The 15,107-nt window shown below is 42.5% G+C and carries 9 protein-coding genes; 6 read left to right on the plus strand and 3 right to left on the minus strand.

The annotated features are described in order from the left end of the window. The first annotated feature begins 86 nt into the window (after window positions 1-86). A complete protein-coding gene (locus AC570H_RS09290) occupies window positions 87-1,280 on the plus strand; it encodes a GAF domain-containing sensor histidine kinase (protein ID WP_497353975.1) in 1,194 nt (397 codons plus the stop codon). On the opposite strand, the gene AC570H_RS09295 is transcribed toward AC570H_RS09290, so the two are convergent. Further along, window positions 1,277-2,527 (minus strand): sensor histidine kinase, encoded by a 1,251-nt coding sequence (locus tag AC570H_RS09295; RefSeq protein ID WP_497353977.1) that lies wholly within the window; start codon window positions 2,525-2,527, stop codon window positions 1,277-1,279. The genes AC570H_RS09290 and AC570H_RS09295 overlap by 4 nt on opposite strands. A gap of 207 nt (window positions 2,528-2,734) precedes the next feature. On the opposite strand from AC570H_RS09295, the gene asnS reads away from it, so the two are divergent. Continuing rightward, on the plus strand, window positions 2,735-4,171 hold the full coding sequence (gene asnS, locus AC570H_RS09300; RefSeq protein WP_497353979.1) for an asparagine--tRNA ligase: 1,437 nt from the start codon (window positions 2,735-2,737) through the stop codon (window positions 4,169-4,171). 82 nt (window positions 4,172-4,253) lie between these two features. Here the strand turns inward: asnS and AC570H_RS09305 are convergent, their stop codons facing one another. Together AC570H_RS09305 and AC570H_RS09310 are read right to left on the minus strand one after the other, a co-directional pair. Continuing rightward, window positions 4,254-4,652, minus strand: a complete 399-nt coding sequence (locus tag AC570H_RS09305) for a hypothetical protein (RefSeq protein WP_497353981.1) — start codon at window positions 4,650-4,652, stop codon at window positions 4,254-4,256. 43 nt (window positions 4,653-4,695) lie between these two features. Continuing rightward, window positions 4,696-6,336, minus strand: coding sequence for an FMN-binding glutamate synthase family protein (locus tag AC570H_RS09310; RefSeq protein WP_497353983.1), 1,641 nt, complete (start codon window positions 6,334-6,336; stop codon window positions 4,696-4,698). A gap of 165 nt (window positions 6,337-6,501) precedes the next feature. Between AC570H_RS09310 and AC570H_RS09315 the strand changes: the two genes are divergently transcribed. The 4 genes from AC570H_RS09315 (at window position 6,502) to AC570H_RS09330 (ending at window position 14,784) form a co-directional block, all read left to right on the plus strand. Next, window positions 6,502-7,122, plus strand: coding sequence for an L-threonylcarbamoyladenylate synthase (locus AC570H_RS09315; protein WP_497353985.1), 621 nt, complete (start codon window positions 6,502-6,504; stop codon window positions 7,120-7,122). 72 nt (window positions 7,123-7,194) lie between these two features. Next, a complete protein-coding gene (locus AC570H_RS09320) occupies window positions 7,195-7,545 on the plus strand; it encodes a hypothetical protein (RefSeq protein ID WP_497353987.1) in 351 nt (116 codons plus the stop codon). A 349-nt stretch (window positions 7,546-7,894) separates the two neighbouring features. Beyond that, complete coding sequence (locus tag AC570H_RS09325) at window positions 7,895-13,849, plus strand: T9SS type B sorting domain-containing protein (RefSeq protein WP_497353988.1); 5,955 nt, start codon at window positions 7,895-7,897, stop codon at window positions 13,847-13,849. Between the two features lie 14 nt (window positions 13,850-13,863). Then, the gene (locus AC570H_RS09330) at window positions 13,864-14,784 is read left to right on the plus strand and encodes a PorP/SprF family type IX secretion system membrane protein (protein ID WP_497353990.1); all 921 of its coding nucleotides are present in this window, start codon (window positions 13,864-13,866) and stop codon (window positions 14,782-14,784) included. Window positions 14,785-15,107 lie beyond the last annotated feature (323 nt).

Consider the following 15,107-nt stretch of genomic DNA (forward strand, 5'->3'; position numbering starts at 1 on the left):
ATAAATATTTTAGCAAAAAATAGAAAAACATCTAAAAAACATTAAAATAATTCAGTTTATTATATTTGTATATGACTGTAAAATTTATGAACCTATTAGCCGATCATTCACCTTCAATTCCTGCTAACGAACACCTTCGCCTACAAAAACTCTACAGTTACCACATCCTCGAAACCCCAGCCGAAAACCCATTCGATCGAATTACCAAACTTGCAGCACAGTTATTTGATGCCCCTATGGCACAGCTTAGTTTTGTAGATGATGAATACACGTTTATCAAAAGCAACATTGGCCCACTTGATGTCAATGACAATTTACGGGAAGAGAGCCTGGCTGCTATCAGCATCCTCAATAATGAGCTTACGGTCTTCAACAATACACCAACAGTTCAAGAAACATTTTTACATCCTTTTATCCTCAAAAACAACATCGGTTTTTACATTGCCGCCCCACTTATTACACCAGAGGGATTTGCGGTTGGCACTTTAAGCGTACTCGACCTCAGCCCTAAGGAACCCGCAGCGCAACAGTTCGAATCCTTGGAATCACTTTCTGCCCTGATTATCGATATCTTAGAAATCAGGGCTGCTTCAAGACTGGCTACCCATGTCCAAACAGACTTGACCAATAAGACCGTACACGACCTTAAAAATCCAAATACAACCATTTCGCTTTCTACAGAACTCATCAAAAAGAAGATAGACGACATAGATATCGTCAATAATTTTGCCGACAGGATAAAATCGGCCACAGGAAGCGTATTGGCCAATATAGAACACCTGATGGAGATTTCGCAAGTAGAAAACGGAAATTTTAGGCTCAACATACAGGAGGTTGATGTGTTGCACATCCTTCAGCTTACCATTCACGATTTTGAACTCAGGCTTCAGAAAAAACAATTGAGCATAGAGCTGAACAGCATCGAAAACGCGCTGCTGCTGGGCGATGCCAAAAGGCTACAGGAAGCTTTTGCGCAACTATTGAGCAATGCAGTTAAATACAGCTATCCGCACACCAAAATCCAGATCAAAATCAGCAAGGCTGACGAACAGCTCATTATAGAATTTAAAGATGAAGGCCAAGGCCTGAACGAGGCCGACATGAGCAAGCTATTCGTAAAATTCGCAAAGCTGAGCGCTACAGCAACCGACAAGGAATACAGCAACGGAATGGGGCTTTCCATTACCAGAACACTTGTAGAACTGCACAAAGGGAAAATATGGGCTACCAGCGAAGGAAAAGATGCTGGTGCTTCGTTTTACATTGCCCTGCCACTTTAATTGGCACTTAAAGCAAACGCGAGTTTAAATACGGAACCTTTATCGCTGTTGGGTTCAAAAGATATTGTTCCGCCCTGCAGGTCGGTAAACTCTTTGCAAAGCAAAAGCCCCAGGCCAATTCCCTTCTCCTTATTGGTGCCATAGGTTGAAGAGGCTTTGAGCTTAAACAATTTAGATTGTTGCTCTGCGCTGATGCCTAAACCATTGTCTCGCACTTCGATATGGCAGATACCGGCCATTTGTTTTGCATTTACATTCACTTCGCCACCCTTTTCGGTAAATTTGATGGCATTGTTCACCAAATTTCGCACCACCAGCTGAAACATGTTATGGTCGGCCACAATATGCAGGCTGTCTTCACTGTAAATTTCAAGCTTCACTCCTTTTCGTTGCGAAATGCTCTTTTCGATATTCAGTCCGTTGAATAATGCGTCTTTCACATTCATGGGCGCCAGCTCTACGCGTGTACCCTCCATTTGTGTTTTAGACCAGGAAAGCACATTGGTTACCATGGCCGAGGTATCTCTTGTAATCTGGAGCAGCTGTTTTTTGATATGCACCCGCTCCTCTTCTTCCAAATCTGTTTCGGCTAAGAGCTCAAGATAGCTTTGGATAGAATTAAGCGGCATCCTGATATCGTGGGCAACAATAGAAAAAAGTTTATCCTTTTCTGAATTGATCCTTTCCAGCTCCAATTTCTGTTCTTCAATGGCTTTGCTCTTCTCGTCTACCGAAAAACGTTCGGCATCATAGTTTTTCCTAATGTAGCTTATGGCAAAATAGGTTAAGGTAACCACTACCAGGAAAGTAACCCCAAAATCGATCACCTTGCTCAAATTGCTCACATAAACATTTGGCGCCAATTGCGGATAAAAATATTCAACCGTTAGGATTGCAAACACCAACAAGATATTGATCGGAATCCAAATCTTGAAGTGCTCTTTTGGAATAACCGCAATCACCATTAAAAAGACAAGGCTGAACAATAACAAATTTGGCCCGTAGATACCCGAATTATAGAAATAATTGACCGTAAAAGCCAGGTTGCAAACGATGCAGAAAATCTTGATGCCTAGGGAGGATCTCCGTTTGAAGCGAGAGATGTAGTACATGTAGGCCGAAAAAACAACTCCGAATATGCAGAGACCGGCCGGAACCGCCAAGCCTATGATAAAATTGAACGGAATCTCAAAGCACATGGTAATAAAGGCAATGATACAAACCGTATTGAATATCCTTTCTTGCAAAGAAAACAATTCAGGTTTACCTATAAGTCGATCACCATCTAACTTGTTGCCGAGAATCTGCAAAATTTATTAAGGATTAAGGGGAGAGCAAACTTAAACATATTTAGCCATAAAGAAAAAATGTATTTTATAAAAAACTATGGGCAAAAACGGTAGGGATTTTAGGTTTAAATCCTTATTTTTGACGCCCTTATAGAGCAATTTGCAATGATCAAGAGAGAAAAAATTAAAGACCTGCTGCAGTCTACTGCATTTAACACCGAAGTTAAAGTAATGGGATGGGTACGTACCTTCCGCAACAACCAGTTTATAGCCTTAAATGATGGTTCTTGTATGGGTAATATCCAAATTGTGGTAGACTTTGCCAATACGCCAGAAGAATTGCTTAAACGCATTACTACGGGCGCAGCGCTTGCCATTGAAGGCACTTTGGTCGAATCATTGGGTAAAGGCCAAAAGGTAGACATCAAAGCCAGCAAAATTGAAATATTGGGCGACAGCAATGCCGAAGAATATCCTTTGCAGCCTAAAAAACATAGTTTAGAATTTCTGAGGGAAAAGGCGCACCTGCGTTTCCGTACCAACACCTTTAATGCCGTTTTTAAAGTAAGACATGCCTTGGCTTTTGCCATTCATCAGTTTTTTAACGAACAAGGCTTTGTTTACATGCATACGCCGGTCATTACCGCAAGTGATGCCGAAGGTGCAGGAGAAATGTTTAGGGTAACCACCTTAGATTTCGACAACACGCCTCGCACCGAAGATGGAAAAGTGGATTTCAAGGAAGATTTCTTTGGCCGCTCAACCAATTTAACCGTTTCTGGACAACTGGAAGGCGAATTGGCAGCAATGGCTTTTGGACAGATTTATACCTTTGGTCCTACTTTTAGGGCTGAAAATTCAAATACAACGCGCCATTTGGCCGAATTCTGGATGATTGAACCAGAAGTGGCTTTTGCCGATGCAGAAAACAACATGCAGTTGGCCGAAGACATGATGAAATATGTGATCAGCTATGCCTTGACCCATTGTAAAGACGAGTTGGCCTTCTTAAACGATAGGTTACTGGAAGAAGAAAAACAAAAACCGCAGCAAGAAAGAAGCGAACTTTCTTTACTAGAGAAACTTGATTTCTGCTTGGTGAACGATTTTGAGCGCTTAACCTATACAGAAGCTATACAGATCTTAAAATCATCAAAACCGAACCAGAAAAAGCAATTCAAATACCTGATTGACGAATGGGGCGCAGACCTGCAATCGGAGCACGAACGCTATTTGGTAGAGAAGCATTTCAAAAAACCGGTTATTTTAACAGATTACCCTAAAGACATCAAATCGTTTTATATGCGCATGAACGACGATGGCAAAACGGTAGCTGCCATGGATATTTTATTCCCAGGCATTGGCGAGATGATCGGTGGTTCGCAACGTGAAGAACGCATGGACAAGCTGACCCAGCGCATGGCCGAAATGAACATTCCTGAAGATGAATTGTGGTGGTATTTGGATACCCGCAGGTTTGGTACAGCACCACACGCAGGTTTTGGCTTGGGCTTTGAGCGCCTGGTGCTTTTCGTAACCGGCATGACCAACATTAGAGACGTAATTGCCTTCCCTAGGTTTCCTAAAGGAGCAGAGTTTTAATTCAGTTGGCAAATCAATTCATAAAAAATCCCGTTCTACAATAAATAGAACGGGATTTTCTTTTACCTAACAACTGTATATTTTATTCCTCTACCAATTCTTGCTGCTTGGAAAGGTTAATCAAATAGCCCAATATAATTCCGACAGTAAAAATTGCTTTCATAGCAACAAACAGTATGTTCAGTCCAAAATTCTTATAATCGAATTCGAGTTCGGTTACCATAACCATAACGAGCAGAACGGTATTTATGGCAAGGAAAAACAATACTCTCCACTCCTGTTTCCTAATGCTCAGGAAAAGGTTTTTAGATAAATTCCCTTTAATGATTGAAAAATATAACGAAACAATAGACAATACACCCAAAGCGAATACCAAATTCGGATATTGTTTATTAAAAATGCCAAAATAATAAAATGCCAGCACAGCGGCTATGAACGGCAAGAGTTTTAAGCCCTTTTTTACTTCTCTATCTATCTGCAAAGCTTCAGGTATCTATTAAAAACGCTAAGATATAATTTTTTGCCTATTCATGGTGCGGGCTTGCATGCTGGTAATCGACCAATGATACTTTATAATCTGTAGGTGCAAAACTGGCTGAAGTACTCAATGCCATACCCAGCTCAAATTGCAATGGATAAGGTGTTTGCAACAGGCATCCTTCTGGTATATAAGGATAACTTTCGAGGTAAGATTGCATCATGTTTTGTGAAGTCCGTCGGTTGATATAGGCACGGGTAAGCTGATAAGGATGACGCAAGCCTGCAGCCCCCAACAACTCTACCGCACTCTGAACAGTTGATTGATGAAAATTGAACACACGTACGGTTTTATCTTCTACCACCAAGCCCTTCATCAAACTAGGATCTTGCGTAGCAACACCGGTTGGACAGGTATTGCTATTACACTCTAAAGCCTGAATACAACCCAGGGCAAACATCATACCGCGGGCCGAATTGCATAGATCGGCACCAAGCGCAATGTTTTTAACCAGATCAAATCCTGAAGCCACTTTGCCAGAAGCAATAATTTTGATGTGTTTTTTAAGTCCAAAGCCGCTCAGTACATCATATACAAATGCTACGCCTTCTCTTAAAGGCATGCCCACTGCATTAGAAAACTCTTGTGGCGCGGCGCCAGTACCACCTTCTCCCCCATCAACTGTTATAAAATCTGCATAAATGCCTGTTTCGACCATCGCTTTGCAAATGGCAAAAAATTCGCTTCTGCGGCCAATACACAATTTAAATCCAACAGGCTTGCCTCCAGATAGTGTCCTCAATTTCTTTACAAACTCGATCATTTCTAAAGGTGTTGAAAATGCGGTGTGCGCAGGCGGAGAAATCACATCAAATCCTTCTTTTACCAAACGAATGCGCGAAATTTCTGGAGTAACCTTTTTAGCCGGCAAAATACCACCATGGCCCGGCTTTGCACCCTGCGAAAGCTTGATTTCGATCATTTTCACATTTGGCGCTTTTGATCTTTCTGCAAATGCATCATAATTAAAGGTGCCATCATGATTTCGGCAACCAAAATAACCTGTACCGATTTGCCAGATCAGGTCTCCCCCTGGTCCGCTATGGTAGTCGCTAATGCCACCTTCGCCTGTATTGTGGGCAAAGTTTCCCATTTTGGCCCCTCCATTTAAAGCCAAGATGGCATTTTGGCTCAATGAACCAAAGCTCATGGCCGATATGTTATAAATACTGGCCGAATAAGGCTGTGTACAGTCGGGGCCGCCAACCATCACCCGCGGATTAGAGTCAAGTTCGTGGTGGCTGATGGCTGCAATGCTATGGCTCAGCCATTCGTAGCCGTTTTCGTAAACATCCAATTGCGTTCCGAAAGGGATGGTATCGTTGTCTTTTTTAGCACGTTGGTAGATCAATGAGCGGTTAAGTCTGCTAAAGGGCTTGCCATTGGTATCACTTTCTACAAAATACTGGTAAACTTTAGGCCTCAGCTCTTCCATAAAATACCTCAGGCGACCAAAAACCGGGTAATTCCTTACGATACTGTGTTTTGGCTGATACAGATCATAGATGCCCAAAATCACAAAAGGTCCGGTAAAAATAAACAGCCACCACAAAGGCGTGTAGGTTAGGCCCAACATAATCGTAAGCGCCACGAGGAATGCGGCAATGGCAACAAAAGCTTTTCTCATAATCTATCGTTTTAATGCTGTTTCTATTATTTTGAAATCAATAAAAACCGATTTATCCAAAAGTAACAAATGCGCTAACTCTATCCGAGTAGCAAGCGTCTAATAAATGTAATTATAATCTTAAGATGTTAAACAAGCTGTGCCCTTATTTTGTTATTTTTACATATGCTAATCAAAATATATCCCGAAAATCCGAATCCGAAGGCTATTGAGCAAGTGGTGGAGGTTTTGCAAAAAGGCGGATTGATCATTTACCCCACCGATACGGTTTACGGTTTGGGTTGCGACATCACCAACCAAAAAGCCATCGAAAAAATCTGTCGTTTACGTGGCATTAAACCTGAAAAAGCAAACTTCTCATTTATCTGCTCGGATTTAAGGCATATTTCTGATTTCATTAAACCTATAGATACCACGATTTTCAGGGTACTCAAAAAGGCTTTGCCTGGACCATTTACCTTTATTTTTAACGCCAACAACAATGTACCCAAACTGTTAAGTTCGAATAAAAAAACAGTGGGTATTCGTGTGCCCGACAATACCATTGCCCGTCAGATTGTAGAGGCATTAGGCCATCCTATCATTTCGACTTCCATCAAAGACGACGACGAACTGATCGAATATTCGACCGACCCGGAATTGATCCACGAAAAATATGAAGATCTCGTGGATATGGTTATCGATGGTGGCTATGGCGACAACGAAGCTTCGACTGTGATTGATTGTACGACTGGCGATTTTGAAGTTATCCGCGAAGGCAAGGGAAATATTGAGGATTATCTCTAGTTTAACCAATTATTCTTTTGAAGGTTTTATAATTCTAACTACCTTGTAGTACACACATTTAAAACCTTTATCATGAAAAAATCAATCACGCTTGCGATCATGGTCGCATGCTTTGCCCTAACCAAGGCCAAGGCACAATCTGTAGGTGGCGTTAGGCTCAGCGAAATTCGTACGGAGTACATTGAAATCAGGACCATTTACGAGGGTACCCGTAAGTATTTTATTCAATTAGATTATGGTCAAAAGGCAAGACGGGACAAAGACCTACGCATTAAGGACGACAATGGAAACGAAATCGAATTTGCCTCGGGTATAGATTGCGTAAACAAGATGAAGAGTTATGGCTATGAACTTTTTCAAGCTTATCCTGAGGGATCGGAAAAAGGAACTGGAAATGCCATTTACATTCTTAAAAAGAAATAGCAACTAGCAGATTTTAATGATTTAGTCCTGTTGATCACCAATTGACAGGGCTATTTTTTACAACTCATTATTAGCCTGAGCTTGTTGAAGGTATGTGCGGGTATAGAAGTTGCTATGTTTCGACAAGCTCAACATGACAGTAGACAGGTCCGAAAAAGCATCCCATCATTAATTTGGCAAACCACTCCTTTATCCTTACAAATTTTGCAAAAAACGAAGCTTTAAAAAATTTAACAACGTTGAAATAAAGGAAAGATTATATATAGTTTTCCACAAAATGATTATTTAACAACAACTTAACATTGGAATTTGGTTTTTGCGTATACATTTGCTTGTTAAATTAATGTATATGAGAAAACTTTTACTCTTTTTTCTTTTTGCTACAGTCTCTTATTTACCCTTAAATGTTTGTGCTCAAATCGCAAACTGGGATTTCACTGGGCAAAATCAGCTGGCAACTTCCACTGCTAATACCTTTGATGCAGGTTTAACTGCCGCACCTATTTTAACACGTGGCTCAGGTGCTGCAGCCAGCGCTGCAAATAACTCTTTTAGAACGGTGGGGTTTAAAAATGAAGGTATATCAACAGCGAATACCGACTATTTTCAGGTAACACTAACGGCAGTTACAGGCAAGCAACTTTCATTAAGCAATATTGATGCAAAGTTTGCAGGAACGGCAACTTTTTATGCTTCGCCCGGCGTAGCTTCACAGTTTGCCTATAGCTTAGACGGTACCAACTTTACATTAATTGGCTCTCCAGTAAACATAGTAGCAGCAAACTTAAGTAGCTCTACTAATCTTTCTGGTATTGCTGCTCTACAAAACATACCAGCTGGTACTACAGTTACTTTGCGTTATTATGCAAGTGGACAAACAGCAACAGGTGGATGGGGTTTTACCTCAGCATCTAGTGGTACTAGTGGTTTTTCAATCAGTGGTACACTATCAAACGTAAGTACAGGCACCCCAACACTAAACGCCAATCCAAACACTTTAAGTTTTGGCAACCAAAATACCGGTGGCAATTCTACGGCACAAACCTATAATTTGGGTGGCAACAACCTTACAGCTAATGTAAGCGTAAACACTACTGCTCCTTTCGAAGTTTCAAAAACCGGAACAACTTTTACGCCTTCGATCACTTATACAGCTGCTGAAGTTAATGCCTCACAAACAGTTTATGTACGCTTTAGTCCTACAGCTGGCGGAACAACCAATGGAAGCATTGTTAATTCGAGTACGGGAGCAACGGCTGTAAATGTAAACCTTAGCGGAACCGGTATTAGCGGAACGGTGAATGCCAGCAAAACTTCACTCGATTTCAATACGCAAAACGTAGGCACCAATTCTGCTACGCAAAACTATGTGTTAAGTGGCACAGGGATAAGCAGCGATGTTACCGTAAGTACTTCAGCGCCATTTTCGGTGTCGAGAGACAATAGTAGTTTTAGTACATCGATTACTTATACAGCTGCCGAAGTTGCAGGCAATCCAACCGTTTATGTACGTTTTAGTCCAACAATTGCGGTAACTTCTACAGATGTAGTACTCAATACCAGTACAAACGCTACATCAGCTAGCATTGCCTTAACCGGTACAGGTACTACCCCACCGGCTGTACAGGCACATGTGGTGATTAGTGAGGTTTACGGAGGCGGTGGCAATACTGGAGCCACTTTTAAGAACGATTTCATCGAATTATATAACCCTGGCAATACCGCGGTTGATTTAACTGGCTGGTCGGTACAATATACCAGTGCTGCAGGAACAGGAACTTGGGCTCTTACTCCATTAACAGGGAGTATTCCAGCAAAGGGCTATTACTTAGTACAAGCACTTGCAGGTGCTGGGGGTACAGTTAATTTGCCTACACCTGATGCGATTGGAACATTAGCTCTTTCGGGTACAGCTGGCAAGGTTTTATTAGCCAATACTACTACCGCACAAACAGGTGCTAAGCCTACTGGCACTCAAATTATAGATTTAGTAGGTTTTGGGGGCGCGACTGGTTTTGAAGGCGCAAACCCTACACCAGCTACCACCAATACAACTTCTATCGAAAGAAAAGCAACTGCTACTTCTACCGCAGCCACCCTCGCTCTTGGAGGCGCTGAAGAATTTGCTGGCAATGGCTATGATACCGATAATAATAACACCGATTTTGTAGTGCAAACACCAAACCCTCAAAACTCGAGTGTGATTGAACCTGCGGGTGCCAACCATGTTGTGATTAGCGAAGTTTATGGTGGAGGTGGCAATAGTGGCGCGCTTTATAAAAACGATTTCATCGAATTATATAACCCAACCAATGCCGATATCAATGTGGCCGGCTGGTCGGTACAATATGCCAGTGCGACTGGAACCAGTTGGAGCGTTGCTACCTTAACAGGAAGCATAAAAGCTAAAGGTTTTTATTTGGTTCAAGGTAATGCGGGCTCTGGTGGCACGTTAAATTTGCCTACTCCAGATGCTATCGGAAATTTAAATTTAGCTGGCGGAGCTGGAAAAATTGCTTTGAGCAATACCAGTACTGCTTTAACTGGTTCAAATCCAACAGGGGCCAATATTATAGACTTTGTAGGATTTGGAACTACTGCCAACGCTTTCGAAGGAACTGCACCTACCGCAGCACCAAGCAATACTACTTCTGTTGAACGTAAGGCAAGCGCAAGTTCAACTGCAACTACCATGGGCACTGGTGGCTCAGAAGAATTTGTAGGCAATGGCTACGACAGCGACGACAATGCTGCCGACTTCATTGTTAGGGCACCTAATCCCCAAAATTCTACCCTAACCGAACCCGTTTCTACTTCTGCGGCAAGCATCAGTGTAAACCCAACCAGTTTGGCTTTTGGCAACCAAGCCATCAACACCGTTTCTGCAGTAAAAACTTATGTTGTATCAGGTGCCAACTTAACTAACAATGTAAACCTATCGGTTAATGCACCTTTCACCATATCGAAAGACAATAGTGCATTTTCGGGTTCGATCAGTTTTACCGCTGCTGAAGCCATGGCTGGTCAAACCGTATACGTGAAGTTTAGTCCGACCGCTTCTGGAAATGCGAACGTTCCGATTGCGCACAGCAGCGCTGGTGCAACAACGGTTAATTTGGCACTCACCGGAGTAGCTATCGATCCAAACCAAACCGTATTTAACTTCGAAAATTGTACCACTGCAGGCAGTTCGGCGCTATCAGATGGTTTTTACCAATATAGCGTTACAGGTCCTCAAACTTGGGGTTGTGTTACTACTTTTGGACACAATGCTTCTGATCCTACTGGAAAAGCGAGTGCCGGAAACGGCCTACAAATCAATGGTTTTGCCAGTGGCAATATCCTGAATGAAGATTGGCTGATTTCGCCAGCCTTGAATTTATCAACCATGAACTATGCCGTATTGTCTTTCTGGACACGTTCTGCATTTGCGGGTGATAAACTGAAATTAAAAATATCAACCAATTACACAGGCACAGGCAATCCTAGTGCAGCTACCTGGGTAGATTTAGATGGAAAATTTCCTGAAACTGCTACAGACACCTGGACCAAATCAGATTTTATCGATTTAACAGCCTATAAAGCTACACCTGTTTATGTGGCTTTCGTGTATACTTCTACCACTTCGTCGGCCAGCAGATGGACAGTTGACGATTTTGCAGTAAGCAACTCCAGCACTCCACCACCGGTAGATATCACCTTATCGCCATCGAGCTTAAGCTTTGGCTACCAAGCTGCAGGAACTACTTCTGCCGAAGGTACTTTTGGCTTCTCTGCAGGCAACCTCACTGGCGATGTAACCTTAACCGCTCCTGCCAATTTCACGATTGCTAAAACAAGCGGAGGCACTTTTGGCAGCAGCTTAACTTATACCAAGGCAAGCATCAACAATACGCCACAAACGGTATATGCCAAATTTTCGCCAACGGCAACCAACAGCACCTACAATGGCAATGTAACTATTGCTACAGCGGGCAGTGCCAATAAATCGGTAGCCTTGTCAGGAAATACTTTCGATGTAGCCAATACCTTGGAAGTAGTAAACTGGAACATCGAATGGTTCGGCAGTCCGGCTCAAGATCCATCAAACGATACCCAGCAAGCTGCCAATGTAAGAACTGTAGTAAACAGTCTTAATGCCGATATTTATGGATTTGCCGAAGTAGTAGATACCACACTTTTTAGAAGAGATGTATTGCCTCCGGGATATAATGTGATCTTTAGCGAGTTTGGTTCTTATGCAGATAACAAAGCCGATATTGATTATCCATTGGCTCAAAAACTGGCTTTTATGTATCGCATAGATCAGGTTAAGCCTTTAAGAACGTATGGCGTTTTGCAGGATACTTACAACCCTGCAGTACCTTCAACCAGCGTTGATGGCACTCCTTATAAAAACTGGTCGTCAGGTCGTTTCCCTTTTGCCATGGAAGCAGAGGTAACCATTAACGGCAAGAAAGAAACCGTTACGTTTATCGAGATCCATGCGAAGGCCAATACAGGGACACCAGCTGAGCAAGTTGATGCCTACAACCGTCGCAAAGGTGGCAACCAACAGTTTAAAACTTGGGTAGATGCGAATCTAGCAGGCAAAAAAGTAATCATCTTGGGCGATTTTAACGATGTATTGGATGCAGATAAAACCATCGCGCCTATGCCGGCAGGAACTGGAACATCTTATTCTGATTTCACTAATGATGTGGCCAACTATTTCCCGATTACTTTGCCTTTGAGCTTGGCCGGAAAACAATCAACCGCAGGTTTCCCTACGGTTATCGACAACGTGATCATTACCAAAGCATTGAACACCAATTATATTCCAGGCACAGCCGAAGTAATGGATGGGGTGAGAACCTTGGTGACCAATTACAACACAACCACTACAGACCACTACCCGATTAAATCGAGATACTTGTTCGGAAACGGTGTTCCAACCCTGAATGCAATTGCCAACCAAACGGTTTGCTACAGTGCAACCAACCAAACAGTGGCTTTAACAGGCATTTCAGCTGGGCCGGAAACTGCTCAAACGGTTACTTTATCCGTTACTTCTGATAATGCGAACTTGTTCGACGTTTTAACTGCGCAATCGACCGGCGCCGATAAAGGTACCGTAACCTATCATTTAAAAAACAATGTAAGCGGTGTAGCTAACATTACAGTTAAGGTTACCGATAACGGTGGTACCGATTTTGGTGGTGTTGACAACGTAAGTCAAACCTTTAAATTAACCGTAAACGGATTGGCTACCGCAACTATTGCAGGCTCAACTGCAGTTCCAATGAACGCTACAGCACCTGTAATTACCTTCACCGGAACCAATGGAACAGCACCTTATACTTTTACTTACAATATCAATGGCGCCGCCAACAAAACCATCACCACAGCGAGTGGAAACAGTGTTACGGTAACTACGCCAACCAATGTAACTGGTACTTTTGCCTACAACCTGGTTAATGTAAGCGATGCCAACTGCGGTCAGCCGCAAACAGGCACGGCTACGGTAATTGTAAGGCCATTGCCTACGGCTGCCCTCAGCGGAACGGCACAGATCTGCATCAATGGTACCGCTCCTGTAGTTACTTTTACTGGTGGGGCAGGAACTGCTCCTTATACTTTCACCTACACGATTAACGGGGGTGCTAGCAGAACCATTACCACGAATTCTACTGTAGCCACACTAAATGCGCCAAGCAATGTTGCAGGTACGTTTGTATATGCTTTGGTAAGCGTTGCCGATGCCTATGCCACTCAGGCACAAAGCGGAACAGCCACCATTACCGTAAACCCATTGCCAGTCGTAGTCATTACTAGCAACAATTCGTCTGCTGTTATTTCTAAAGGCACATCGGTGATACTTTCGGCTAGCGGTGCAAGCACTTATACTTGGTCGCCACAAACAGATGTTGTGGCCGGACAAGGCAGTGCCAATCTAACAGTAAGGCCAAAGCAAACTACCACATATACCGTTACGGCAACCAATGCTTCGGGATGTATCAGTGTTCAAAACATCACCATTCAGGTACAAGACGATTATCAAATAAAGGCACTTAACATCATGAGCCCTAACGGGGATGGCAAAAACGACAAGTTCGTCATCCAGAACATCGATTACTACCCGAACAATACCTTAACCATTTTTGACAGAGCCGGAAGAAAGGTATACACCAAGAAAAACTATGCCAACGAATGGGATGGTACATTTAATGGAGCGCCTTTGGCCTCGGATACTTATTATTACGTACTCGAATTTGGAAGCAACATCGCTCCATTTAAAGGCTATATCACTATTGTTAGAAACTAAAAAGCAACATTCCGATGAAGATCAATTATAAAAAACATCAATTTTTGAGCAATGCGATTGGCTTGTTATTGCTTAGTTTAACATTTAGCCTGCTGGGCACCTCAACTGCCAATGCACAGCTGAACCCTTTAAGTTCGCAATATTTTTTGAACCAGTATCAGGCTAACCCTGCATTTGCCGGAATAGCAGATGGCTTGAATGTAAACCTCAACTACCGCAAGCAATGGAGCAATATTCCAGGCTCGCCAAGTACACAATCTATTACGGCCGACTACAAAATGAACAAAGTGGGTTTAGGTATTAATGTGTACAACGAAAAAGCGGGTTCATTGCAACGCACCAAAGCAGTGGCTACTTATGCCTATCACCTACCCCTGAACGATAATAATCAAAAACTGAATTTCGGAGCCTCGGTTGGGATCATGAACGAACGCGTTGATTACAGCGACGTAAATGGCGATGCAAGCGACCCATCGATTGCCCAATTCAACAACAAAGGCTCTTTGTTTGACGGCGATTTTGGGGTGTCTTATACCAGCAATAAACTCAATATCGAAGCTGCCATTCCTAACATTAGAAGTTTCATTAAGCAGGAAGACGATAATAATGTAGACCGTTCGCAATTTTACGCAGCCGCAAGCTATAAGATTGCTACAGGTAGTGGTGTGAATGCCTTGTCGATCGAGCCTAAAGTAGCTTTTAGAGGCATTAAAGGTTATGACAACATTGTTGATGCCGGCGCTAATTTTAATTTTGACGAAAGGGTTTTTATCATGGGCATGTACCACAGTACTAAAAGTGCTTCGTTTGGCGCAGGCTTCAACTATAAAAATTCTTTAGCCTTTATGGGATTTTACACCACTGAAACTTCTGCTCTGCAGGGTTCGGCCAATGGCACTTTCGAGATCAGTGTAAGAGCTACCCTGTTCAAATAGATTTAACAACCAACCTTAACAGAACCGCTTCATTTTTGGAGCGGTTTTTTTTTAATATGCGAGATTAACTGCAGTTAGTTGAAGATGTTTTAAATGGTGAAATTTTATTTATGTCCTCCCCCTGCCCCCCTCCAAAGGGGACAGCACAGCGACTAAAACTTCCATTCTTTGCAAAAAAATTGTACTGTTTGCAGTTATAAGCCCCAACTTAGATGCCTTAGATGGTTAAATTTTATTTATACCTCACTGCCCCCTCCAAATGGGGACAGCACAGCGCCTAAAACTTCCATTCTTTTCAAAAAATTGTACTGTTTGTAGTTATA

The sequence above is a fragment of the Pedobacter sp. B4419 genome (genome assembly GCF_059693725.1).

Bases quoted from the DNA above. Each gene is read 5' to 3' on its own strand.
- AC570H_RS09290 (WP_497353975.1), top strand. From the start codon at position 87: ATGAACCTATTAGCCGATCATTCACCTTCAATTCCTGCTAACGAACAC.
- asnS (WP_497353979.1), top strand. From the start codon at position 2,735: ATGATCAAGAGAGAAAAAATTAAAGACCTGCTGCAGTCTACTGCATTT.
- AC570H_RS09310 (WP_497353983.1), bottom strand. From the start codon at position 6,336: ATGAGAAAAGCTTTTGTTGCCATTGCCGCATTCCTCGTGGCGCTTACG.
- AC570H_RS09315 (WP_497353985.1), top strand. From the start codon at position 6,502: ATGCTAATCAAAATATATCCCGAAAATCCGAATCCGAAGGCTATTGAG.
- AC570H_RS09320 (WP_497353987.1), top strand. From the start codon at position 7,195: ATGAAAAAATCAATCACGCTTGCGATCATGGTCGCATGCTTTGCCCTA.
- AC570H_RS09325 (WP_497353988.1), top strand. From the start codon at position 7,895: ATGAGAAAACTTTTACTCTTTTTTCTTTTTGCTACAGTCTCTTATTTA.
- AC570H_RS09330 (WP_497353990.1), top strand. From the start codon at position 13,864: ATGAAGATCAATTATAAAAAACATCAATTTTTGAGCAATGCGATTGGC.